Raw genomic sequence first — 21,992 nt, 5'->3', positions numbered from 1 at the left:
CCCGGCCCTCTCGGGCGACGGTCCGAAACACGACCGCGCCCCGGCCCCACGGGTATCGGATCCATATCTTCTGGGCTCCTCCGCCCGGTCGGCGGCCGGGCGGAGGAACATGCCCTGTGACCGGGTCTTTCGCCCGGACCGCGTGCACGACGCCGGTGGAACGCGCGCCCCGCCACCGCGTGCACCGGGTCGGCGTTCCGCCCGCGAGCGAGCCGGACGGGTACCGCCCGGCCGGGCCGAAGGTACCGGCCGGATTCCCCCATGGAAGGCGGAATCCCGGTCAACCGGTACGTGCGGTCGCGGGAATCCGCACGGCCCGCACGGGGACCGGCCGGTCGCCGGCCCCGGCACGGGACGGTGGCCCGCGTCGCCCGTACGCCGCCCCGCATCCCGGAACACGCCCACGACGCGCCGGAACGCCCGAGCGGGGGCCCGGCGGGGGCGGGCGGAACACCGGAAGCCGGCGACGCGGATGCCGGGCCGGGAACACCGGGGCGCCGGTGGGGCGGCGGGCGTCCCACGACCGCTTCTCCCGACCGTCCCGCTCCCGTGTCCCCACGGGCCGGGACGCCGCAGACCGACCGGAAGGAACGACGACATGAGCGTGCCGGAGAACATGATCAGGGACGGCGACCTCCACAACCCGTACGGGGACACGGAACTGCTCCGCGAAGCGAACGCAGCCGGCCGGGAGTCGGCCGACGTCATCTACCTCAGCCTGGGGGAGACCTGGAACGGAGCCGCTCCGGGCCTGATCACCGCCCTCGGCAGGGACGTCCCCCCGCACGGTCACGGTTACGTCCTCAGCCCGTACGGCCTCCCGGCGCTGAGGCGGGTGCTGCGCTCCCGCATCCCCGCCGAGCACCGGATACCGCGGTCCGCGCGGCCCGGCGAGGACTACGAGGTGGCCGTCTCCCACGGCGGGACCCGGAACGCCATGTTCCACTTCGGGCGGCTGCTGGCCGGCCGGTCCCACGAGCCGGCCGGCCGTCCGGCCGTGGTGTGCTCCTCGCCCGGATGGGACTATCCCGGTGTCTTCGGGCCGCTCGGCTACGACGTCCACCGGTTCCGCCTCGATCCGGCGGCCCACCACCAGCCCGACCCCGACGACGTCGTGCGCACTCTGAGAAGGGCCCGGACGAGCACGTCGGGCCCGCTCGTCCTCGTCGTCAACGCCCAGCACAACCCGACCGGCGCCAACTGGGCCGAGACCACCGTCCGCACGATGGTCCGCGCGGCACTGGAGGTGGGGGGCGCCATCCTCGTCGACGACGCGTACTACGCGCTGCACGACCCGCACGTGCCCCCGGTCTCCGCCCTGCGGATCCTCCTGGAGGAGTTCGGCCCCCTTCCCGCGGCCCGGCGTCCGCCCTGGCTGGCGGTGCGCTCCCTGAGCAAGCAGTTCCACTGCAACGGCTGGGGCATCGGGGCGCTGACGGGGCCTCCGTCCGTGCTGGAGGGCCTGTTGGGCCGACTCCTTCCCCAGTACGGCTTCGTGTCGGCCGTCCCCCTCCAGGCGGCCATGGCCTCCTGGCTCGGGAGCCAGGAGAGCGACGTCTACCTGGCGCGTCAGCGCGAGGAGTACGCCCGCAAACGCCTCCACATGGCCCGGCGCCTCGCCGCGGACCTCGGCTACCCGCGCGACGCGTTCTTCGTCGGCCCGTGCGGCCCCTACCTCCTGATGCGCACACCCCCCTGGTACGACGGCCGGGCGGGCGAGCCCTACCGCTCCCTGTGCCTGCGCCGCAGCGGCGTCCTCCTGGGGGAGGGCCACATGACGACACCGGGCACGGCCCCCGTGCCCGGCCAGGACCAGGTGCGCCTTTTCCTGGGACCGGCGACGCGGACCCTCACCCGAGCCGTGCGGCGCATGGCGGCCGCCGGGCTGACGTGGCAGGGCGAGCCGGCGGCCGGCCGCTGACACCCCGCCCGAGCCCGTACGGAGGGGCGGCCCTCGGCTCCGGCGGCCCCGCCACCCGCCGGCGTCGGGGCCGCTCGACGGCCCGGCCCCGACGCTACGGGCCACGTCTCCGCCTCGTCAGGTGCGCCATGGTCCTGCTGATCGCCTCGGACCGCCCCGACACCCCGAGTTTCCCGTACACCGAGTGCAGCGTGTTCTTCACCGTCCGCTCGGTGACGCCGAGACCGCGTCCGATCTTCCGGTTGGTGGCGCCGGTGAGCAGCGCTGCCAGTGTCTGGCTCTCCCGTTCCGTCAGACCGGACGCCCTGCACCAGTCGGCGAAGCCGGCGTCCATCCACGCGTCCGCCACCGCGTCGTCGTCGCCTCCCGCGGTCGGGTTCAGGCGCCGCAGCTCGCCCACGAGCTGTTCCTGAGCCCGCTCCAGAGCCGCCAGCCCGTCGATGACGCGCAGCAGGAGGGCGAGGACCTCGCCCTCCTGGGCATCGTCCCCGCCGTGTGCGCCGGGCTCGGGAGAAGAGTGCGCCACTGGTCGTCTACCGCTGCTGTCGGGAGGAGCGCCCGGGAAGCGCCGAGCGCGGTCGCGAGACTTGTCTCCCGCGTTCCCCCACCGGCCGCCCTGAACCAGGACGGCCGGTTCACCGCTTCCCCGACGATCCCGGCCACCTGATCTGCTCCCTCGGCGGCGGGTGGCGATGGCGGACGAGCCCCACGCCTTCCGGGAGGACTCACTCGAACAACAACGATCTCCATGGCTGGAACTCTTGACGATTGGTCTAGTCCTTCCTAGTGTCGCGGGGACACTGCGGGAAGTCCCGAGGAAAGACACCGAGCGCTCAGGGCCACGCAGGGTTGGCAGGCCAGGGAGCACCCCTGTCCTCAGATCACCACCCAGGGAGCATCCTTGAGCACCGCAACACGATGGCGCCGAACCGGAAAGCCGCAGAGCCTCGCCCCGAGCAAATGGTCCAAGGCCCTCGCGGGCACGACCGCGCTCCTCCTCCCGCTGGCCGCCATGGTCGGCCTCGCCGCCCCCGCGGAAGCCGCCGCCTCCGCCACCGCCGTCTACGCCAAAGCCTCCTCCTGGGGCTCCGGTTTCGAGGGCAAGTGGACGGTGAAGAACACCGGCACCACCACGCTCACGTCCTGGACCGTCGAGTGGGACTTCCCCGAGGGCACCAAGGTCACCTCCGCCTGGGACGCCACCGTCACCAACTCCGTGAACCACTGGACCGCCAAGAACCTCGGCTGGAACGGCACCCTGGCTCCCGGCGCATCCGTCTCCTTCGGCTTCAACGGCTCCGGCCCCGGCGCGCCCACCGGCTGCAAGCTCAACGGCGCCTCCTGCGACGGCGGCTCCACCAACCCCGGTGACGCCGCCCCCTCCGCACCGGGCGCCCCCGCCGCGAGCGACATCACCGACACCTCGGTGAAGCTGTCCTGGGCAGCGGCCACGGACGACAAGGGCGTCAAGAACTACGACGTCAAGCGCAACGGCACGACCGTCGCCACCGTCGTCGGCACCACCTACACGAACACCGGCCTGACCGCCGGCACCGACTACAGCTACACCGTGGTCGCCCGCGACACCGCCGACCAGACCGGCCCGGCCTCCGCAGCCACGGCGGTCCGCACCACCGGCGGCGGTGGCGGTGAGAACCCCGGCGGCAACGGCAAGATCAACCTGGGGTACTTCACCAACTGGGGTTCCTACACGGTGAAGAACCTCGTGACCTCCGGCTCCGCCTCGAAGATCACGCACATCAACTACGCCTTCGGCAACGTGCAGAACGGCAAGTGCACCATCGGCGACGCCTACGAGGACTACCAGAAGTCCTACTCCGCCGACCAGTCGGTCGACGGCAAGGCCGACACCGAGGGCCAGGCGCTGCGCGGTCACTTCAACCAGTTGCGCAAGCTGAAGGCGCAGTACCCGCACATCAAGGTGCTGTGGTCCTTCGGCGGCTGGACCTGGTCCGGCGGCTTCGGCCAGGCAGTACAGAACCCGGCCGCGTTCGCGCAGTCCTGCTACGACCTGGTCGAGGACCCGCGCTGGGCCGACGTCTTCGACGGCATCGACCTGGACTGGGAGTACCCCAACGCCTGCGGCCTGACCTGCGACACCAGCGGCCCGGCCTCGATCAAGAACATGATGCAGGCCATGCGCGCCAAGTTCGGCCCGAACAACCTGCTCACCGCGGCCATCACCGCTGACGGTTCCAACGGCGGAAAGCTCGACGCGGCCGACTACGGCGGCGCCGCCCAGTACATCAACTGGTACGACGTGATGACGTACGACTACTTCGGCGCTTGGGCCGCGCAGGGTCCGACGGCCCCGCACTCCCCGCTGACCTCGTACCCCGGCATCCCCGCGCAGGGCTTCACCTCGGCGGACGCGATCGCCAAGCTGAAGGCCAAGGGGGTCCCGGCCTCCAAGCTGCTGCTCGGCATCGGCTTCTACGGCCGCGGCTGGACCGGCGTCACCCAGTCCGCCCCCGGCGGCAGCGCCACCGGACCTGCGGCCGGCGTCGAGCCCGGCAACCAGTACTACAAGGTCCTGAAGACGACCTGCCCGGCCACCGGCACGATCGCGGGCACGGCGTACGCCCACTGCGGTACCGACTGGTGGAGCTACGACACCCCCGCGACCGTCGGCACCAAGATGGCGTGGGCCAAGAACCAGGGCCTGGGTGGCGCGTTCTTCTGGGAGTTCAACGGCGACACCGCCAACGGTGAACTCGTGAGCGCCATCAACAACGGACTGAAGTAGGAACCGGTACGACCAACGAGCCCGCCCTCCCCGTCACGGGGAGGGCGGGCTCGTTTCGGTGACGGCGCCCTCCCCGCAAGGCGTGTGCCGGTGACGTCGCGGTCCGCGTTCCCCCGGAGAGGCCCGGCTTCGTGCGCCGCCCTTGCGCACCCGGCCTGCGGGGAAGGCGTCGCGACCGGCAGGGGACTACCGCACACCTTCGGCACTCCCCGTACGGCCGGGATGACGGGTGGTGGTGGGGTTCAGTCGGTGGCGATGCCGCGCGCGGCGAAGGTCTCCGCCGCGTTCGGCGCCACGAGGACGCCGTCCTCGACGAAGGTGACCTCCCGCAGGTTGGACAGCGGGGCGAGGTCGTCGAGGGAGTGGACGTCGAAGAGGTCGTCCTCGCCGTCCCAGGCGGGGGCGCAGTGCTGGAAGACGCGCGCCCCGGCGTCGAAGCACAGCTCCTCGACGCGGGCGAGCAGTTCGGCCAGACCGCCGTGGCGGTGTCCCCGCGGAGCGCACGTCGTGGCGGAGGCGGGGCGGCACGACGTAAAGGAGCGACCAAGGCGGGGGAGTCGCCTGGGCTCTTGTCGTTCGGATCACCAGGAGGAGGCCAGGGGATGCCTCACCCAGGGGAGCGGCGCGGAGATCGGAGAGCGTACGCCGGGGGAGCGGGTCCGGAGGGGAGCTGCTCCCCGCCCGCCGGGGGCGTTTCACCTCTCCGCCCTGCCCGGCTACGCCCGCGGAGGCGCGCAGCCGGGGTGAGCGCGAAGCGTGCTGCCGGTCGCCACTCCCGGACGGGCTCCCTCGCCGCGGCGCCGAAGCGGTGACGTCATCGGCGTCCGCGCAGCCGACCGAACAGGCGGCGCACCTGGGCGCGCTTCCGCGGGTCGGCTGCGGCACGTCGGGCAGAGGTGAGCGTCCGCTGACCCTGGGGGCTGCGGGTGAACTGTGTGAGGCGGGCGATCAGTCCGGGCATGGTTCCTCCTTGAGGCGGTATGCCTTCCGCGTACCCCGCGAAGGCGCGGGAATGTCTGGGCGTCGCTCCACACCGGTCGTGCGTGTCCCTCGTTCCGGAGGGTGGCACCACCTCCCTCGGCTTCCTCTCCTCACGGTTCTTCCGGGCCTCGGGGCCACGGGCACGACCGTGCCGAGGCCGACGCACTCCGAGTCGGTCGCGGGGTGGTCGCCCCCGCCCGGAGTGTCGTGGCCCTCCCGCCCGACGAGCAGGTCGTGTGCATACGGGCAACCGAGGGGGCGTCGAGTGCGCCGGTGCGGTCGCACTCGACGGAGTCGTCCAGCCTGCTGCCCGAGGAGGGCGACCCGGAACTCCCAGCCATACGCCCGCTGTTCTCCGCCACGGTTCCGCGCGAGGGGCCCAGGGCCTCATGGCAACGGCCGGAGCTCGTCCCGGTCAGCTCTCTCGCCAGGAGGGCCGCCTGAACCCCGTTGGTCGGCCCGGCAGTTGTAGCCCCCTGCCCTCGTGCGACTCCTCGTGGTGCCTTCCGCACTCGTCGGCGCTTCGGAGCCGCCGACGGTGCGGGCCGCGGGGCGGGCTGCGTCGGGGCAGGCCGGCAGCGGGCCTGCCCGGTCCAGCCCCGGTGCGGCGAGCGAGGCGCACTGTCGGAGGTGGGCTTGTCCGCCTCGGCTCGGCAGGCGAAGGCGGCGGGTGCGCGCGGTTCGGGGATCCGCGCCGTGCACGAGGCCGCCGGAACGGGGCGCGGTCGGCCGCGTCGTCGCACGCGACAAACCCGGCGACGTCGGCGATCATTCCCGGAATAGTGGTCGCCCATGGATGAGGTCGAAGTCGTCGTCGCCCATGCCGAGCGCGCGACCTTGCGCGTCGGTGGCGTGTTCTTGAAGGTGGACGCCGATCAGGCGCGTATCGACGTCGAGGTCGAGGCGATGTCCCTCGCGCCGGTCCCGACCCCGCAGGTGCTGTGGCGCAGGCCGCCCGTGCTCGCGATCGCCGCGCTTCGGGGGATGGCGATCGGGCGCCTGGGCGGGCCGTCGGCCGCGTCCCCGGCGGCGTGGGCCGCGGCGGGCGCCGCGATCCGGAGGCTGCACGACGCGCCCCCGCCGCCCCGGCCCGGCCGGGCCGGGCGAAGCATCGACGTGCTGGCGGCGGAGCTCGACGAGGAGTGCGCCTTGCTCGTGCGAGACGGGCTCCTGCCCGCCGACCTGGTCGCCCGGAACCGCCAGGTCGCCGAGGCGGCGCTGCGGCCGTGGACTGCGGCCTTCACCCACGGCGACCTGCAGGTCGCGCACGTCTTCGTCGACGGCGACGAGGTCACCGGCATCATCGACTGGTCCGAGGCGGGCCGGGGCGACGCCCTGTACGACGTGGCCGCCTTCACGCTCGGACACGAGGAGCACCTTGACGACGTCCTCGCCGGCTACGGCGCCGACGTCGACCTGGAGGTGATCCAGGCGTGGTGGTCGTTGCGCAGCCTGCTGGCAGTCCGCTGGCTGATCGAGCACGGCTTCGATCCCTTCGCGCCGGGTTGCGAGGTCGACCAGCTGAGATCCCGGATGTGAGGCTGCGCGGGCCCGCGCCTCTCGCGGCATCGCGCGCAACCCCCTGCGAGCAGCCGGACGCCTTCTGCCTCGAGGCCGCGGGACAACCGGCGGCGGCGCGGGAGCAGCTTTCGGCCCGGACATCGTGAACAGCCCGAGCAGGATGCGGAAGAGGAGGTGATGCCACGGTGTCTCCTGAGCCGTCGCCACACGCCGTGGTCCGCCGGGCGCGCCTCCGAGGCCGTTGAAGGCCCCCCGACCGCAGCAGCCCGAGCCGCCCCGACCGCACCCATCGCCCCGCGCCTCCGCCCTGGCACAGCATGTCGCCGCAGGTCCCGACTGCCCGGTGGGCCGGCCCTCGCGCATCCGCACCGCCACTCGCCGCCCCGTGGGCGAGCCCGGATCGGATCGCGCAAGAGGTGCATGACCGGCGGCCGGCGCGGACCGCGGGCCCCGTGCTCATCCGAACACGGGCCGCCCGAACGCACACGGCGCCGGTGACGCTCCAAGGTCCGACTGCCCGATGCTTTCGCCGTCGCACGGGCGCCGGTCGGCTCTCGCCTTCGCAGTGGAGCAGCCCCGAACAGTCCGGCGAACCCAGAAGCCGGGCGGCTGGGCCGCCTTCGGCGAACGCGCCCCCTGCTTTCGGCTTCTTGACGGGCCACGCGGAGGTTACGCGCTGTCGCGGAGTACCGGTCCCGTTCCCGTCGCGGGGGTCTTCCTCGGCACGGGCGTCGGCGGTCCTGGCGCCACAGAGGTTGATCTCGCTCCCGCAGTGGAACCCCGACAGCCTCCTCCGATCCCTGGACGCGGCCCTGGGGCGATGCTAAGTTCTTCTCAAGTAGAGATTTACTCAAGCTGAGAATAACTCGACGAGGGGTAGCGCCATGGCACCGCAACAGGAGGACCGCTTCCTCGCCGCCTACGATGCGCGCGCCTTCGACCCGATCGCCGTGACCGTCGACGTGGTCGCCCTGACGTTGCGTGAGGGGGCCCTGCACGTCCTGCTGGTTCGCCGGGGTGCGCCGCCGTTCGAGGGCGCCTGGGCGCTGCCCGGCGGTTTCGTCCGGGCCGGACGTGAATCGCTCGGCCAGGCCGCGGCCAGGGAACTGGCCGAGGAGACCGGTCTCGACGCGGCCGGCGGACTCGACCGGGTGCACCTCGAACAGCTCGGTTCCTACGGCGGGCCCGAACGGGACCCGCGGATGCACGTGGTCTCCGTCGCTCACCTCGCCTTCGCCCCCGATCTCCCGGACGCGCGGGCCGGCAGTGACGCCGAGGCCGCCGCGTGGATCCCCGTCGCGGACGTCGACCCCGGCCGGGGACCGGACACGACGGACCCCCATCGACACGGGCGGCGGCCAGGGCCCCACGAGGATGGTCCCGGCCGCCACCCCCAGGGCCCCGAGCTGGCCTTCGACCACGCCCGCATCCTCGCCGACGGCCTCGACCGCGCCCGCTCGAAGATCGAGTACACGCCGCTGGCCACCGCCTTCCTCGGTGAGCAGTTCACCATCTCCGAACTGCGCGCCGTCTACGAAGCCGTCTGGGGCGCGACCCTGCACGCGGGCAACTTCCACCGCAAGGTGCTCTCGGTCCCCGGCTTCGTCGAGTCCACCGGAGGCACCGCCGCCCATGGCAACGCCCGCGGCGGCCCGCGCGCCCGGCTCTACCGCGCGGGAGACGCCCGCCTCCTGCACCCCGCCCTCCTGCGCCCGGACCGCGAGGAGACCGTCCGATGAGCCCCGCCGACGATGCCGTCCACACCTTCGACCAGGCCCTGGACGCCCTGCGCCACGGCTTCCCCGACGACCGGGCCGCCGCCGCCCGGCTGCACCGCCGGCTCGCCCGGCTGCTGCATCCGGACACCGCGCCACCCGACCGCCGGGCAGCGGCCTCGTCCGCCTTCCTGGCCCTGGCCGCACAGTGGCGCGAGCACCTCGACGCCGCGAGCCCCGTGCCCGCCACCCTCACCACCCGCCGGCACACCTACCGGCTCGGCGACCCGCAGACCACCGGCGACCTCGCCGTACTGCGTCGCGCCGACTACCGCCGTAGCGACGGGACACGGCACGACGCCCTGCTGAAGATCCCGCTGCGGCCGTACGACAACGACCTGATCGAGCACGAGGCCGAGGCGCTGACCCACCTCGACACCCGGGCCGAACCGCGCCACCGTGCCTACGCCCCCCGGCTGATCGAGACGTTCCGGCACCGTGACACCGATGGCGCCGAGCGCCGGGTCAACGCCCTCGAACCGCTCGACGGCTTCCACACCCTCGCCGAGGTCGCCGCCGCGCACCCCGGAGGGCTCGACCCGAGGGACGCCGTCTGGATGTGGCGCCGCCTGCTGGTCGCCCTCGGCTGGGCGCACCGGGCCGGACTGGTGCACTGCGCGGTCCTCCCCGAGCACGTCCTCATCCATCCCGAGCTGCACGGGCTGGTGCTCGTCGACTGGTGCTACGCGACCGCGATCGGCACCACGGCGCCGGCCCTCGTCGAGCGCCATCGCGAGCGGTACCCGCCCGAGATCCCCGGCCGACGGCCCGTCAGCGAGGCCACCGACCTCCACCTCGCGGCGCGCTGCATGGAGCACCTGATGGGAGAACGCGTCCCCAAGCCGCTCGCCGCCTTCGTCCGGGGCTGCACACTCCCCGGCGAAGCAGGCCGACCGCACGACGCGTGGCGGCTGCTCGCCGAACTCGACGAGCTCCTGGACCGGCTCTACGGGCCGCGGACCTTCCGCCCGTTCACCATGCCGCTCGCCTGACGGCGACCTACCCGAGACGACCACCCGTACCACCACACCGAACACGAACACAGCACCGAAGGGGAACACCATGGGCAGTGGAAGCTGGTCCACCAACGTCTACGACGCCGCGGCGCGCTACCGCGCCGCGTCCGGCACGGGCGCCTTCGCCTACAGCGACCGCCTCACCTCGTCCGCCCCGCGCAGCTCCTGGGCGGCGCACCCGTCCCTGGACCCCAAGGACCTCACCGTCCGCGAGAGCCGCGACTCCGCCGAACACCCTTCCTCGGTCGCCGTCTCGGTGCTCTTCGACGTGACCGGCTCGATGCGGTCCGTACCGCAGACGCTGCAGACCAAGCTGCCCGAGCTGTTCGGGCTGCTGCTCCGCAAGGGCTACGTCGAGCACCCGCAGATCCTCTTCGGCGCGGTGGGCGACGCCACCTGCGACCGGGTGCCGCTCCAGCTCGGCCAGTTCGAGTCCGACAACCGGATGGACGACGACCTCGGCAACATCCTGTTGGAGGGCGGTGGCGGTGGGCAGATGACGGAGTCGTACGAGCTGGCCATGTACGCGATGGCCCGGCACACCTCCCTCGACTGCCACGAGAAGCGCGGCCGGCGCGGCTACCTGTTCGTCATCGGCGACGAGATGCCCTACGGCAAGGTCAAGGCCCGCGAGGTGCGCGAGGTCATCGGCGACGACCTGCGCGAGGACATACCGATCACCGCGATCATCGCCGAGCTGCGCCGGAAGTTCGACGTGTACTACATCCTGCCCGCCGGGTCCTCGTACGCCGGCAACACCGAGGTCCTCGGCCTGTGGCGCAGGCTGCTGGGCCAGAACGTCATCGAACTCGACGACCTGGACGCGGTCTGCGAGACCATCGCGCTCACCATCGGCCTCGGCGAGGAGGCCATCGATCTCGCGGAGGGCCTCGCCGACCTCGACGACGTCGGTTCGGACGCGGGCGCCTCGGTCGGCAAGGCCCTCGCCACGCTCGGCCGCGACCGCGCCCCCCGCCCGGCGGCGGGCGCCCCGCTGGTGGACGCCGCGAGCACCCCTCCGGCCGGCGGGACGACGCGTCTGTGACCTGAGGGGGAGGCGCGCCGGGGACGCCCCGGCGCGCCTGCGCCCCCGTACCGAAGCGACCGCACGAACCACCCGGAGGCACCATGCACACCATCGTCGTCGACCTCGGCTACGGGGACGCGGGCAAGGGCGTTGTCGTGGACCGGCTCTGCTCGGCGGAGCCGGTCCGGGCGGTGGTCCGCTTCAACGGCGGCGCCCAGGCCGCGCACAACGTCGTCACGCCCGACGGACGCCACCACACCTTCGCCCAGTTCGGCGCCGGCACCCTGCACGGGACACCCACCCACCTGTCCCGCTTCATGCTGGTCGACCCGCTCGCGCTCACCGCCGAGGCGGACCACCTCACCGCGCTCGGCGTCCGTCAGCCGCTCTCCCTGCTGACCGTCGACCGGGACGCCGTGCTCACCACGCCCTACCACGCGGCGGCCAACCGACTGCGCGAACAGGCCCGAGGCAGGGCGCGGCACGGTTCGTGCGGCATGGGCATCGGCGAGACCGCGGCGTACGCCCTGGCCCACCCCGAGGACGCGCTCCGGGCGGGCGACTGCGTCTCACGCCCCCGCCTGCTGCGCAAACTCGCCCTGCTGCGCGACCGGTTGTCCGGCGAGCTGGGAAGGCTGCCGGCGCCGCCCGTCGAGCACTGCGCGGACGCCTTCGCGGCGTTCGCCCGCGCCGTGACCCTGGTGGATGAGGGACATCTCGCGCGACTGCTGGCCGAGGGCCAGGTGGTCTTCGAGGGGGCGCAGGGCGTGCTGCTCGACGAGTGGCACGGCTTCCACCCGTACACGACGTGGTCGACGACCACCTTCGCCAACGCCGAGACGCTGCTGGCCGAGGCGGGCGGTGCGGGCACGGCGCGCCGGCTCGGGGTGGTACGCACCTACACCACCCGGCACGGGCCCGGACCGCTCGTCACCGAGGACCCGGAACTCGCCCGCGAGCTGCCGGAACCGCACAACGGGCACGGCCGCTGGCAGGGGGCCTTCCGCGTCGGGCACTTCGACGCCGTGGCGCACGCCTACGCCGTCGAGGCCTGCGGGGGAGTGGACGCGCTGGCCGTCACCCACCTCGACGCTCCCGCCCGCTGCCCACGGCTGCGCATCGCACGCGCCTACGACATGGACGGCCGGCTCGTCGAACGCCTGCCGGCCGGCGCTCCCGGCGACCTCGGGAGGCAGGCCGCGCTGACGGCCCGCCTGAAGGGGGCGGGACCGGCCGCCTGGGAGGCCCCGGGGACCGACCCGGACGCGTGGTCGGCCGCCATCGGCCAGGCCCTCTCCGCCCCCGTCGTCCTCGCGTCCCACGGGCCGACGTACGCGGACGTCAGAGCGGTCCGGAGCGGCAGGAGGCTCCCCCCTTCCGTCGTGGCGCAGCGAGCCTGACCGAGAGGGAGGCCGAGGGGCGTGGCGGGCACGGGGCGCGCGCTCGACGCCTGTGACCACGCGTACGAGGCCGGCATCGAGAACACGTGGCCAGGCCTTCGCACCTACGAGGCGCCGGCGAGGCCACCGGACCAGGAGCACGCCCCGCCCGGGAACACTCCGGCCGTGCGTACGTGGACCGCCCCGAGCCGGAGCGGGTCCACGACTTCTCTCGTCCTGACCGCTCCCACGGTCCGTCGTCCGGCCCGGTGACGTCGCCCGCGGGCTCGCGTCCGGGGCGACGCCACAGGGCGGTGGTCAGCTCGTGCGGTTGTAGATCGCCGTGCCGGGGCAGGCGGTGACGCCCGAGCGGGTTGCGCACCCGGTGTACTGGCTGGAACCGTTCCACCAGGCCCAGCCGCCGATGGTACGGCCGTTGAGCCAGGTGTACTGGCCGTTGTAGTCGGCGTCGTACGTACGCAGGCTCCAGTGGACGTGGGCTCCGGTCGCGGACCCTCCGGCACAGGTGTCGGTGCCGATGGAGCCGAGCAGGGCGCTGCGGGCGATCGACGTTCCGTTGTAGTAGGTGGTGTTCCACATGTGGTAATAGTCCGTCGAGAAGCCGCCGGGGTGGATCACTCTGGTCCAGCCGCCTCCGGCGCCGCACATCGAGGTCGCCGTTCCCTCCCGGGACGAGCGGACCCGCCCGCTGGCGTTGCCTCCCGCGAAGTCGAGACTGCTCCAGTAACCCGTCGAGCCGGTGTGGGAGTGCGCCCCGCCCGTGAGAGTCATGTAGTAGTCGGGCATCCAGGGCAGCAGCAACCCGTTGGTGTTGGCGGCCGTGGCGCCTGCCGAAGGCGTTTCCTGCCGCGGAGTCGCCCTGCGCTGAGCGTACGCCGTCATGGTCCGCCGCTCCGCCTTGCCGACCAGCGGAGACCTGTCCACGTGATCGGCGAACTCGCGGTCGCCCTCGAGGCCCGCGACCCATCGCCCGTCCTTGCGGTGGGCGATGTAGAGCCAGCCCTCCGGCTCGCCGTGCTGGGTGCGGGGTGCTTCGACGTACGCGACGCCACGAGCCCAGTCGGCCGAGACGGTACGGACATCGACGACCACCTTGCGGCTCTCACCGGCGAGTTTGCGGACGGCGGCTTTCGGGGTGAGGCCCTTGGCGTCGGCGGACCGGGAGAGGGCGTCGGTGGAGACGGCGTCTATCAGCGCCTGTCGACCGGTGCCGAGGCGGTCGGCCACCGCGGGCTGCATTCTCACGGTGACACCGGGGGAAGGCGACTGGGCGGCGATCGCCGGGGCCCCGGCAGGCGTTGCGGCCGCGTCGCGGAAGGCCGCCGTCGCCGAGGGCGCGGTGGCGAGCAGGCCGAGGGCGGCGAGGGCGGCGACGCTGGTTCTCACGGACAGCTTGGAGAGCACGGGTGGTGTCCCTTCTGGACGAGAGGGGCCCGACAGGCCGACGGGAGCGAGAGCTGGGTGGAACGCGCGGCCACGCCAGGGCATCCATGTACTGTCATGTCTGCACCAAATCTATGCGCGTAGCTTACGGGCCCGTGGTTCGCCAGAACAGGTCAAGTAGCCATGGAATCAAGGGAGATGCTGAGCGCCGAACCGTGGTTCCCGTAGCTGACTGTTGGGAGGGAACGGGAACATCCCACCGAAGTCCCCGGCGCAGAACTCGGCCTGCGACGAGAGACGAGAAGGGCCTTGCCGAGCGCGGGTCGGCGGGCGAGCCTGCCGGACGCTCCTTGGCGATGAAGATCTGTTCGCACTCTTCAGGGCGCCTGGGGCGTGTGTCGAAAGTGCTGGTCGTCGGCGTGGCACCGCCTAAAATCGTATGCGGTCTTCGCCCGGTCGTGCTGGGATCAACCATCATGGATGATTACTTCTCCGGCGAAGCCGACTTGATGAACAGGATGGAACAGAACCTGGCGGAACACGCCTGCCATCTGCACCGAAGCATGTCCGGCGCGACCGTCACGAAGACCGATGACCTTCTGGTCGCGGACAGCGGCCTGGACGACGACACCTTCAACATCGTGGCCGCCGCCCGCTTCACCGCAGCCGACGCCACGGCGCGCGTCGCCGAAACCATCAGCACGTTGACCCGCACCGGCCGCCCCTTCTCCTGGTGGGTGGGCCCGGCCTCGACGCCACCGGACCTCTCGGCCGGGCTGACGGCAGCAGGCCTGCCGGCCTCCGGCACCGAGGCGGCGATGTGGGCCGAGCTCGACGAGACCCCGGCGTCCCCGGCCGTCCCCGGCCTTGACATCCAGCCGGTGACCGAGCCCGAACAGCTCGCCGACTACGCCCTGGTCCTCGCCGCGAACTGGAACCCGCCCGCCGAGACCGTCCAAAGCTTCTTCGCCCGGAACACCGCGCAGGCACTGGCCGAGGACTGCCCGGCCCGATACCTCGTCGGCTACGTCGGGGGCCGACCGGTCTGCTCCGCCGAGGTGTTCCTGCACGCGGGAGTCGCCGGCGTCTACAACATCTCCACCCTGGCCGCCCATCGCCGACGCGGCTACGGCGGCGCCATCACGCTCGCGGCACTCCACACGGCCCAAGACCGTGGCCACCGCATCGCGGTTCTCCAGGCGTCGGCCGATGGCGAGCCCGTCTACCGGCGCCTGGGGTTCCGTTCCTGCGGCCGGTTCGTCGAACATGCCATTACCCCCTGAGCCGTCAAGACTCCGCGGGCGGTCCGTCCGTCATCCGTGCACGTGCCGGTCACAGCCACTCGTTGATGGCCGCGACGAGGACGGTCGCCTCGTAGCGCACCGCGAGCTCGTCGTAGCGCGTCGCCACGGCGCAGTGCCTCTTGAGGCGATTGATCCCGCACTCGACCGCGTGCCGAGCCTTGTGGTCCTCGGCGTCGGACTTGGGCGGCCGGCCACCACGGGAGCCGTGCTTCTCGCGGTGGGCCGCCTGGTCGGCCTTGCCCGGTACGCTGCAGCGGATTCCGCGCCCGCGCAAGGAGGCGCGGTTCTCGCGGGGGGCGTACGCCTTGTCGGCACGGACCCGGCCGGGACGGGTCCGCGGCCGTCCGGCGCCCGGTCGGGCGACGCGGACCTTCTTCAGGACGGGCTCGAACTGCGGGGAGTCGCCGCGCCGTCCGGCCGTGATCACGATGGACATCGGCTTCTGACCCTGCTCAACAGCCAGGTGCAGCTTCGTGGTCAGGCCGCCGCGCGAGCGGCCGAGCGGGAGATCGTCCGGCTCGACGCCGACCCCGCCGGGCGGCTCCTTCAGCAGGTCCCCCTTTTCCGCGCCCCGGCGGCGTGTTGGTGGGCCCGGCTGACGGTGCGCCCTCGTCGCGCCTCGGGGGTGTTGACCTGCGCGGGCGTCATGTTGGTCTTCGCGCAGCGCGAACGCTCGTTGCCGGACGTACGAACCCTCGGGCAGCGCAGTGGCAGTCCCGACCGGGGTGGAGCGGGAGGCGTCAGCCGGAGGCGGGACGGGGCGCCAGTCGGTCGGCACGGGTGTTCAGGTAGCGGCACTCGGCCAGGCTGGTGGTGCCGCGGGCGGCGCGGTGGTAGTACTCCTGGGCCGCCGAACGGTCGCCGGCCCTCTCCAGCAGGTGTGCGCGGACCGCGTGCAGCCGGTGGTGGTCGGTGATCCGGTCGTCCGCGGCCAGCTCGTCCAGCAGGGCCAGGCCGGCCCGCGGTCCGTCGACCATGGCGACCGCCACCGCCCGGTTGAGGCTGGCCATCGGGTTCGGCGACAGCCGCTCCAGGATCTTGTACAGCGTGTTGATCTGACGCCAGTCGGTCTCGCCGGTGCTGGGCGCCTCGTCGTGCAGCGCGGCGATGGCGGCCTGCAGTTGGTAGGGGCCGAGTGTCGAGCGGGTCATCGCGTCGGTGACCAGCGCGACGCCCTCGGCGATGCGACCGCGGTCCCAGCGCGAGCGGTCCTGCTCGTCGAGCGGGATCAGCTCGCCGTGCGGGCCGGTGCGGGCGGCCCGGCGGGCGTCGGTGAGCAGCATCAGGGCCAGCAGGCCGGCCACCGCGCCGTCGTCCGGCAGCAGCCGGTTCAGCAGACGGGTCACCCGGATCGCCTCGGCGGCCAGGTCGTCGCGCCGGAGCCGGTCTCCGGAGCCGGCGGTACAGCCCTCGTTGAAGATCAGGTACAGCACGTGCAGTACGACCCGCAGTCGCTCCGCCCGGTCCTGCCCGACCGGCATGGTGAACTCGCTGCCGGTGGCCTTGATCCGCTGTTTGGCCCGGCTGATCCGAGCCGCCATGGTCGGTTCCGGCACGAAGTGGGCGCGGGCGATCTCCGCGGTGGTCAGGCCGCCGACCGCGCGCAGCGTCAGCGCGACCTGCGAGGCCGGGCTCAGCGCCGGGTGACAGCACAGGAACAGCAGGACCAGCGTGTCGTCCCGGTTGGCCGGGATGTCCTCGCCGGGACCGGGCGACGTCCGAGTCGGTTCCCGGGCGGCCACCGCGTCCTCACGCCGGCGCCGAGCCTGTTCGCTGCGCATCCGGTCGACCAGGCGGCGGCCGGCGACCGTGGTCAGCCAGCCGTGCGGGTTGTCCGGGACGCCGTCGATCGGCCAGCGTGTCGCCGCGGCGAGCAGCGCCTCCTGCACGGCGTCCTCGCTCAGGTCGAACTGTCCGTAGCGGCGGACCAACGCGCCGAGGGCCTGCGGCGCGAGCGCGCGCAACAGGCCCTCGACGGTGGCGCGGTCGGCGCTCACGCGGTCGGGCCGCCGGAGAAGATCACCTGGCGGACCTCGATGCCCAGGCCGTTGATCCGGGCGTCCGGGATCATCGCGGCCAGCTCCAGCGCGCGGTCCCTGCTCGCGACGTCGACCAGGTAGTAGCCGCCCAGGAACTCCTTGGCCTCCAGGTAGGGACCGTCGGTGACGACCGGCACGCCGTCGCGGACGCGGACCACCGAGCTCTGGGCCGGATCGGCCAGCGCCTCGGTGCCGATCATCTCGCCGGACTCGCGGATCGTCTTCATGAAGGCGCCGTGGCCATCCATGATCTCCTGGCGCTCGGCGTCGGTCAGTTCCTCCATGATGGCCGGGTTGATGTGCATGATCAGCAGGAACTTCATGTCCAACTCCTCACCGTCGTGGCGCCCGGTCGGGCCCCGTCACCGGGTGGTCGTCGCCGGCCGACCGCCCTTGACATGCTGGCGGCGGGTTCAGCAGATCAGATGATTCTGCCGGTACGGGTCAAGATCCGTCGATCGGCTCCGACCTCAGGGTGACGATCCGAGGCTCACCACCGCTATCGCCATCACAGGAGGAACATGTGGCCCAGCTACTGAGAGTCCAGAACTTCAGCGTCTCGAGTGACGGGATCGGTGCCGGTGAGGACCAGACCCTCGAGAGGCCGTTCGGTCATGTCGACCCCGAGAGGCTGTTCGCCTGGGCCGGTGCCACTGCGAGCTGGCCCATGCGCGCCGCCCCCGGGGGCAGCCGGGGCCTCGACGACTACCTGACGCGGGACTACGCCCGCAACATCGGCGCCGAGATCATGGGCCGCAACAAGTTCGGCCCTCAGCGCGGGCCCTGGCATGACCATGAGTGGCGCGGCTGGTGGGGTGACGAGCCCCCGTTCCGCACCCCGGTGTTCGTCATGACCCACCACAAGCGTCCTTCGTTCACGCTCTCCGACACCGCGTTCCACTTCGTCGACGGCGACCCCGCCACGGTCCTCGAACAGGCCCGGGAGGCGGCGCAGGGCAAGGACGTCCGACTCGGCGGCGGGGCCACCACCATCCGGCAGTTCCTCGACGCCGACCTCGTCGATACCCTCCACGTGGCCGTCTCGCCGGTGGGACTCGGGTCCGGAGTACGACTCTGGCAGTCGCCCGATGAGCTGCTCGACCGGTTCCACCTGGAGGTCGTTCCCAGCCCGAGCGGGGTGACGCACCACCTGTTCTGGCGCAAGTGACCGGTCCTCAAGGCTGGTCCCGGCCGGCTGTCTTGCCTTCCGGGGCTGTCCTGAGGCGGGCCGTCGAACGGTGATCACTCAGCGTTACTTGTCGGGTTGCGAGAAACGGGCCTCCGGCACCTGCTGATCGACCGGGCTGTGCGGATCCGGGCGCAGGTCGTGAGCGCGCACGGTACTGGTGGTCAAGGAGCCGGTGACGCGGAGCATGTCCTCCCAGGGGTCGCGTATCCGGGCGACCTGGACCCGCCTCCAGCGCGCAGTCGCGTGCGGACACGTCGCCATGAGGGCGCCTCCATCCCACCTATGTATGTAACATGCATAGGTGGGATGCGATGTATCGTGGCCTTGCATCCGAAATGCGACAAATAATGCTGATAGTCGCTGACTTCTGTGCGGGCGGGCATCGATGGCACCGCGATGCCGGCGGCCATGAGCACGTAGACCCTGCCGGTCTGCGTGCAGACCGAGGGGAACGCCGCCGGCGCAGCGGCTCCCGCTGCCTCCCGCCGACACACACGAGGAAAGGATCGGCCCATGGACCGGCTCAAGGACAAGGTCATCGTCATCACCGGCGCGGGCAGCGGCATAGGCCGTGCCGCCGCCGGCCTGATGAGCCGCGAAGGCGCCCGGATCGTGGTCGCCGACTACGACACCGCTGCCGCGGAGGGGACCGCCGCGCTCGTCGAGAAAGAGGGCGGACAGGCCCTCCCGGTGACGGTGGACGTCACCGACGAGGGTTCGATCGCGGACATGATGACAGCGACCGTTCGGGAATTCGGCGGTCTGAACGTGCTCTGCAACCACGTCGGCGGTACGAACCCACGCACCGACCTCGACGTACTGCGCATGGACATGGAGGAGTTCCACCGGGGGATCGCTCGCAACCTGACCAGCACGATCCTTGGTACCCGGCACGCCCTGCCCCACATGTTCCGGGCCGGCGGGGGATCGATCATCAACACCGCCTCCGTCGCCGCGCTGGTCGGTGACGTCCTGCAGACGACGTACGGAGCGGTCAAGGCAGCCGTGGTCAACGTCACCAGGTCGACGGCCGTCCAGTACGGCCCGCGCAACGTGCGGTGCAACGCTGTCGCGCCCGGTGCCGTACTGACGCCCGCGCTCGAGGACAACCTGCCTGACTCCGTCGTCGAGGACCTCAGGAAGGGCAATGCGCTGCCCTACCTCGGCTCACCCGAGGACATCGGCCACACCATGCTGTTCCTCGCCTCCGACGAGTCCCGTTACCTCACCGGCCAGTTGCTCGTCGTCGACGGCGGGATGACCATGCAGTCGTCCGCCGCTCCCGGACGCCGGGCCCAGCTCCCTCAGTGAACCCCCGTCCCCGTCCGGTTCACTCGCCCCGCGGCGCAACTGCGCGACGGCACACAGGGGCCCTGCGCCACCGGTGCCTCTCCAGCCTGCTCATCGCCTGCGGAGCTGGGGCGCGTGGCGGCGGCCGCCCGGGGGCCGGCGTCGAAGCGCAGCTCCTCGACGCGGGCGAGCAGCTCGGTCGGTCTTCCCAGGGCCTCGGAATGGGCTCGGGGCTCCGGCGGCACCTCCGCGTGGAGGCCCTCGTCCGGGACACGGGGCACGGGGGCGCCGATCCCTCCGCTCGGCCGGCCGCGCGGGCAGGTCGTAGACGGGTCGTGAGCACAGCACGGCAACGGACCCCGACCTTCGGCGACGACTCCACCGGCGCCCTGATCCCGCGCCTCGGCGCGGATCGCGGATCTGGTTCGCAAGGCAATGCACTCGGCACGTTCGGAGACGGCGCAGAAGGGCAAACGCTACGGAAATGATGGCGGCTTGTTCGGCGCCGCGGGTGTCGTCGGCATCCTGGTCGCCCAGGCGCCGGTGGCGACCCGCATCGCCGCGCTCGCACGGGTCCTGCCCGTGCGCGCAGCGGTCCTCGTCGTCACGGTCATGCCGACGGCGGTGGCCGCCGCGACCGCATCGAGCCGAGAGCAAAGCAAGGAGAAGGCACACCGATGAGCGACGCATCGCGAAACAACGCGGATACGCCCACCCCGGAGGAGCTGCGCGAACGGGTCGAGCGGACGCGCGACGAACTCGGGCAGACCATCGAGGCTCTCGCCGCGAAGGCGGACGTCAAGGCGCAGGCCGAGGAGAAGGTCGCCGCGGTGAAGGAGCAGGTCGCCGTCAAGGCCGGAACGGCATCGGGCCGGATCCGCGAAGTGGTGGCCGACGGCGCGCAGCAGGTGAAGGACGGGACGGCCGGTACCGTGCTGGAGCGGACCGCACGGTTCACCGGACAGATGCGTGAGAGCACGGCGCGGGTCGCCGGGAGCGTGACGGAGAAGGTCCCCGATCCCCTGATGGAGAAGGCGGAGCGAGTCGCGACGGCTGTCCGCGCCAACCGGGCCCCGCTCCTCGCCGGCGGTGCCGTCCTGCTCGTCTTCCTGCTGGTCCGTCACGGCCGCGGACACAACCGATGAAGGCGTCGAAGGTCGCGTACAAGCCGGTCGGCCTGGCTCTGGGCGCGGTCAGCGGCATGATCGCCGGTGCCGTCTTCAAGCAGACGTGGAAGCTCATCGAGGGTCGGGGCGACGCGCCTGACGCCCTGGACGAGGGCCGTTCGTGGCGGCAGATCCTTCTCGCCGCCGCAGTGCAGGGTGCGATCTTCTCCGTGGTCAGGGCAACGGTCGAGCGCTCGGGCGCCGAGGCGACCAGGCGACTCACGGGAACGTGGCCGGGGTGACTCCGTGCTGCGCCCGCGGGATCCGGGGGTGAGCCGCGACGCTCACCCCCCGCCCCGTACGGACGCCTGAGATCCGGCACCTCGCACGTCCCGTGCGAACACGGGCCGTCCCCGGCCCCACGCGGCGGATGTCCGCAGGCCGGGCCGTCGTCAACGTGTCCGGAGAACGCGGCTGCCCGGCCTCCCGCGCGGAAACCCCGTGGCGGCGGAGCCATGTCCCGCCTGTGCGGGGGCAGGCGGGATCTGCGGCTCAGGCTCCCGAGCGGCCGAGGCGTGGGTCGAGGACCACACGCACGCGCAGGCATACGTTCTCGCACTGGGCGCGCAGCGAGTCGGGCAGGCGGTGCGCAGGCAGACGGAGTCTCTGCCCTTCGGTGATGCCCGCCGGGAAGCGCACGTTGAGCGTCGTGGTGGAGCGGTCCCTGCCGACGCCATGACGCTGCGTTACCGGTACGACCGCGCCGTGCGCTGCCTCCGCGAAGGACAGCAACACCTCCACCTCGATGTTCTGGTCCACAGGGGTGCGCCGAGGCGGTGCCTCGGCGGGGAGGAGGTCCCACGCGGTCGCTGCTCGGGCGATGGACCGGGCTCGCGCCACGTCTTCGGCCGTGACCGGCTCGTCGTGTGCGGCGCGGTTGGCCAGAACGCCCAACTGCCTCGCGCTGCGACGCCAGTGTTCCTTCGCCCATCCGGTTGTCGCCGGGTCATGGCCGAAGACCGCGAGACAGAAGCGGTGGTCACGCAAACTGCGGCCTGGAACGGGGTGGCCTCGGCGGCGGCGCCGTTCGTTGACCGCTGTCAGCCACTGCTGTCCGTACACGTGGATGAGGCGCTGCTGCAGGGCCGGTGCGATCGCGGCAGCCGCCGTTCGTGCCGCACGGCGCAGTTCCTCTGCTGGTTCCACGTCCTGCCCCTCCTCCTCTGCCATGAGCGACCTGCGGACCGGCTGACGGGGACGAGAGCCCCGGATG

The 21,992-nt window shown here is 72.3% G+C and carries 21 protein-coding genes; 13 read left to right on the top strand and 8 right to left on the bottom strand.

Going from position 1 to position 21,992, the window contains the following annotated elements:
• Nucleotides 1–598 precede the first annotated feature (598 nt).
• Entirely contained in the window at nt 599–1,921 is a 1,323-nt protein-coding gene (locus tag ACZ6EJ_RS08240; protein ID WP_469265363.1) for a pyridoxal phosphate-dependent aminotransferase, read from the top strand.
• A gap of 94 nt (nt 1,922–2,015) precedes the next feature.
• Here the strand turns inward: ACZ6EJ_RS08240 and ACZ6EJ_RS08235 are convergent, their stop codons facing one another.
• Nucleotides 2,016–2,447, bottom strand: a complete 432-nt coding sequence (locus ACZ6EJ_RS08235; protein ID WP_469265361.1) for a LuxR C-terminal-related transcriptional regulator — start codon at nt 2,445–2,447, stop codon at nt 2,016–2,018.
• A 375-nt stretch (nt 2,448–2,822) separates the two neighbouring features.
• Here ACZ6EJ_RS08235 and ACZ6EJ_RS08230 point away from each other — a divergent pair, with 375 nt between their 5' ends.
• Nucleotides 2,823–4,688, top strand: a complete 1,866-nt coding sequence (locus ACZ6EJ_RS08230) for a glycosyl hydrolase family 18 protein (protein WP_469265360.1) — start codon at nt 2,823–2,825, stop codon at nt 4,686–4,688.
• Between the two features lie 242 nt (nt 4,689–4,930).
• On the opposite strand, the gene ACZ6EJ_RS08225 is transcribed toward ACZ6EJ_RS08230, so the two are convergent.
• Together ACZ6EJ_RS08225 and ACZ6EJ_RS08220 are read right to left on the bottom strand one after the other, a co-directional pair.
• Complete coding sequence (locus tag ACZ6EJ_RS08225; protein ID WP_469265423.1) at nt 4,931–5,152, bottom strand: DUF6892 domain-containing protein; 222 nt, start codon at nt 5,150–5,152, stop codon at nt 4,931–4,933.
• 350 nt (nt 5,153–5,502) lie between these two features.
• Nucleotides 5,503–5,649 carry a hypothetical protein gene (locus tag ACZ6EJ_RS08220; RefSeq protein ID WP_469265359.1) on the bottom strand — a complete coding sequence of 49 codons (147 nt, stop codon included), beginning with the start codon at nt 5,647–5,649 and terminating at the stop codon, nt 5,503–5,505.
• Nucleotides 5,650–6,461: 812 nt separating this feature from the next.
• Here ACZ6EJ_RS08220 and ACZ6EJ_RS08215 point away from each other — a divergent pair.
• The 5 genes from ACZ6EJ_RS08215 (at nt 6,462) to ACZ6EJ_RS08195 (ending at nt 12,408) form a co-directional block, all read left to right on the top strand.
• Nucleotides 6,462–7,208, top strand: a complete 747-nt coding sequence (locus tag ACZ6EJ_RS08215; RefSeq protein WP_469265358.1) for a phosphotransferase — start codon at nt 6,462–6,464, stop codon at nt 7,206–7,208.
• 866 nt (nt 7,209–8,074) lie between these two features.
• Complete coding sequence (locus ACZ6EJ_RS08210) at nt 8,075–8,929, top strand: NUDIX hydrolase (protein WP_469265357.1); 855 nt, start codon at nt 8,075–8,077, stop codon at nt 8,927–8,929.
• Nucleotides 8,926–9,957 (top strand): molecular chaperone DnaJ, encoded by a 1,032-nt coding sequence (locus tag ACZ6EJ_RS08205; protein ID WP_469265355.1) that lies wholly within the window; start codon nt 8,926–8,928, stop codon nt 9,955–9,957. The genes ACZ6EJ_RS08210 and ACZ6EJ_RS08205 overlap by 4 nt, the downstream gene beginning before the upstream one ends.
• Before the next feature lie 70 nt (nt 9,958–10,027).
• Nucleotides 10,028–11,026 carry a hypothetical protein gene (locus ACZ6EJ_RS08200; RefSeq protein ID WP_469265354.1) on the top strand — a complete coding sequence of 333 codons (999 nt, stop codon included), beginning with the start codon at nt 10,028–10,030 and terminating at the stop codon, nt 11,024–11,026.
• A gap of 83 nt (nt 11,027–11,109) precedes the next feature.
• Entirely contained in the window at nt 11,110–12,408 is a 1,299-nt protein-coding gene (locus tag ACZ6EJ_RS08195) for an adenylosuccinate synthetase (protein WP_469265353.1), read from the top strand.
• 297 nt (nt 12,409–12,705) lie between these two features.
• Here the strand turns inward: ACZ6EJ_RS08195 and ACZ6EJ_RS08190 are convergent, their stop codons facing one another.
• Complete coding sequence (locus ACZ6EJ_RS08190; protein ID WP_469265351.1) at nt 12,706–13,812, bottom strand: M23 family metallopeptidase; 1,107 nt, start codon at nt 13,810–13,812, stop codon at nt 12,706–12,708.
• 497 nt (nt 13,813–14,309) lie between these two features.
• Here ACZ6EJ_RS08190 and ACZ6EJ_RS08185 point away from each other — a divergent pair, with 497 nt between their 5' ends.
• Complete coding sequence (locus tag ACZ6EJ_RS08185; RefSeq protein WP_469265421.1) at nt 14,310–15,074, top strand: GNAT family N-acetyltransferase; 765 nt, start codon at nt 14,310–14,312, stop codon at nt 15,072–15,074.
• 49 nt (nt 15,075–15,123) lie between these two features.
• Here the strand turns inward: ACZ6EJ_RS08185 and ACZ6EJ_RS08180 are convergent, their stop codons facing one another.
• From ACZ6EJ_RS08180 to ACZ6EJ_RS08170, 3 genes are all read right to left on the bottom strand, one after another.
• The gene (locus tag ACZ6EJ_RS08180) at nt 15,124–15,531 is read right to left on the bottom strand and encodes a transposase (RefSeq protein ID WP_469265350.1); all 408 of its coding nucleotides are present in this window, start codon (nt 15,529–15,531) and stop codon (nt 15,124–15,126) included.
• Between the two features lie 304 nt (nt 15,532–15,835).
• Nucleotides 15,836–17,092 carry an RNA polymerase sigma factor gene (locus ACZ6EJ_RS08175; protein WP_469265349.1) on the bottom strand — a complete coding sequence of 419 codons (1,257 nt, stop codon included), beginning with the start codon at nt 17,090–17,092 and terminating at the stop codon, nt 15,836–15,838.
• Nucleotides 17,089–17,457, bottom strand: a complete 369-nt coding sequence (locus ACZ6EJ_RS08170; RefSeq protein WP_469265348.1) for a YciI family protein — start codon at nt 17,455–17,457, stop codon at nt 17,089–17,091. Before ACZ6EJ_RS08170 ends, ACZ6EJ_RS08175 begins: the two co-directional genes overlap by 4 nt.
• Before the next feature lie 200 nt (nt 17,458–17,657).
• Here ACZ6EJ_RS08170 and ACZ6EJ_RS08165 point away from each other — a divergent pair, with 200 nt between their 5' ends.
• From ACZ6EJ_RS08165 to ACZ6EJ_RS08145, 5 genes are all read left to right on the top strand, one after another.
• Nucleotides 17,658–18,302, top strand: a complete 645-nt coding sequence (locus ACZ6EJ_RS08165; protein WP_469265346.1) for a dihydrofolate reductase family protein — start codon at nt 17,658–17,660, stop codon at nt 18,300–18,302.
• Between the two features lie 534 nt (nt 18,303–18,836).
• Entirely contained in the window at nt 18,837–19,634 is a 798-nt protein-coding gene (locus ACZ6EJ_RS08160) for an SDR family NAD(P)-dependent oxidoreductase (protein ID WP_469265344.1), read from the top strand.
• A gap of 414 nt (nt 19,635–20,048) precedes the next feature.
• Nucleotides 20,049–20,294 carry a phage holin family protein gene (locus tag ACZ6EJ_RS08155; RefSeq protein ID WP_469265343.1) on the top strand — a complete coding sequence of 82 codons (246 nt, stop codon included), beginning with the start codon at nt 20,049–20,051 and terminating at the stop codon, nt 20,292–20,294.
• Nucleotides 20,291–20,758, top strand: a complete 468-nt coding sequence (locus ACZ6EJ_RS08150; protein WP_469265342.1) for a DUF3618 domain-containing protein — start codon at nt 20,291–20,293, stop codon at nt 20,756–20,758. Before ACZ6EJ_RS08155 ends, ACZ6EJ_RS08150 begins: the two co-directional genes overlap by 4 nt.
• Nucleotides 20,755–21,021, top strand: coding sequence for a DUF4235 domain-containing protein (locus tag ACZ6EJ_RS08145; protein ID WP_469265341.1), 267 nt, complete (start codon nt 20,755–20,757; stop codon nt 21,019–21,021). Before ACZ6EJ_RS08150 ends, ACZ6EJ_RS08145 begins: the two co-directional genes overlap by 4 nt.
• Before the next feature lie 250 nt (nt 21,022–21,271).
• Here the strand turns inward: ACZ6EJ_RS08145 and ACZ6EJ_RS08140 are convergent, their stop codons facing one another.
• Complete coding sequence (locus ACZ6EJ_RS08140; RefSeq protein WP_469265339.1) at nt 21,272–21,925, bottom strand: hypothetical protein; 654 nt, start codon at nt 21,923–21,925, stop codon at nt 21,272–21,274.
• Nucleotides 21,926–21,992: the final 67 nt, after the last annotated feature.

It is taken from the genome of Streptomyces sp. NPDC041970, from assembly GCF_055588985.1.
This window is presented reverse-complemented; position numbering and strand designations above follow the sequence as displayed.

Excerpts from the sequence above, each read along its gene's own strand:
- ACZ6EJ_RS08200 (WP_469265354.1), top strand. The coding sequence starts at position 10,028 with ATGGGCAGTGGAAGCTGGTCCACCAACGTCTACGACGCCGCGGCGCGC.
- ACZ6EJ_RS08220 (WP_469265359.1), bottom strand. The coding sequence starts at position 5,649 with ATGCCCGGACTGATCGCCCGCCTCACACAGTTCACCCGCAGCCCCCAG.
- ACZ6EJ_RS08170 (WP_469265348.1), bottom strand. The coding sequence starts at position 17,457 with ATGAAGTTCCTGCTGATCATGCACATCAACCCGGCCATCATGGAGGAA.
- ACZ6EJ_RS08160 (WP_469265344.1), top strand. The coding sequence starts at position 18,837 with ATGGACCGGCTCAAGGACAAGGTCATCGTCATCACCGGCGCGGGCAGC.
- ACZ6EJ_RS08145 (WP_469265341.1), top strand. The coding sequence starts at position 20,755 with ATGAAGGCGTCGAAGGTCGCGTACAAGCCGGTCGGCCTGGCTCTGGGC.
- ACZ6EJ_RS08240 (WP_469265363.1), top strand. The coding sequence starts at position 599 with ATGAGCGTGCCGGAGAACATGATCAGGGACGGCGACCTCCACAACCCG.
- ACZ6EJ_RS08210 (WP_469265357.1), top strand. The coding sequence starts at position 8,075 with ATGGCACCGCAACAGGAGGACCGCTTCCTCGCCGCCTACGATGCGCGC.
- ACZ6EJ_RS08185 (WP_469265421.1), top strand. The coding sequence starts at position 14,310 with ATGGAACAGAACCTGGCGGAACACGCCTGCCATCTGCACCGAAGCATG.
- ACZ6EJ_RS08195 (WP_469265353.1), top strand. The coding sequence starts at position 11,110 with ATGCACACCATCGTCGTCGACCTCGGCTACGGGGACGCGGGCAAGGGC.
- ACZ6EJ_RS08215 (WP_469265358.1), top strand. The coding sequence starts at position 6,462 with ATGGATGAGGTCGAAGTCGTCGTCGCCCATGCCGAGCGCGCGACCTTG.
- ACZ6EJ_RS08155 (WP_469265343.1), top strand. The coding sequence starts at position 20,049 with ATGCACTCGGCACGTTCGGAGACGGCGCAGAAGGGCAAACGCTACGGA.
- ACZ6EJ_RS08205 (WP_469265355.1), top strand. The coding sequence starts at position 8,926 with ATGAGCCCCGCCGACGATGCCGTCCACACCTTCGACCAGGCCCTGGAC.
- ACZ6EJ_RS08180 (WP_469265350.1), bottom strand. The coding sequence starts at position 15,531 with ATGTCCATCGTGATCACGGCCGGACGGCGCGGCGACTCCCCGCAGTTC.
- ACZ6EJ_RS08150 (WP_469265342.1), top strand. The coding sequence starts at position 20,291 with ATGAGCGACGCATCGCGAAACAACGCGGATACGCCCACCCCGGAGGAG.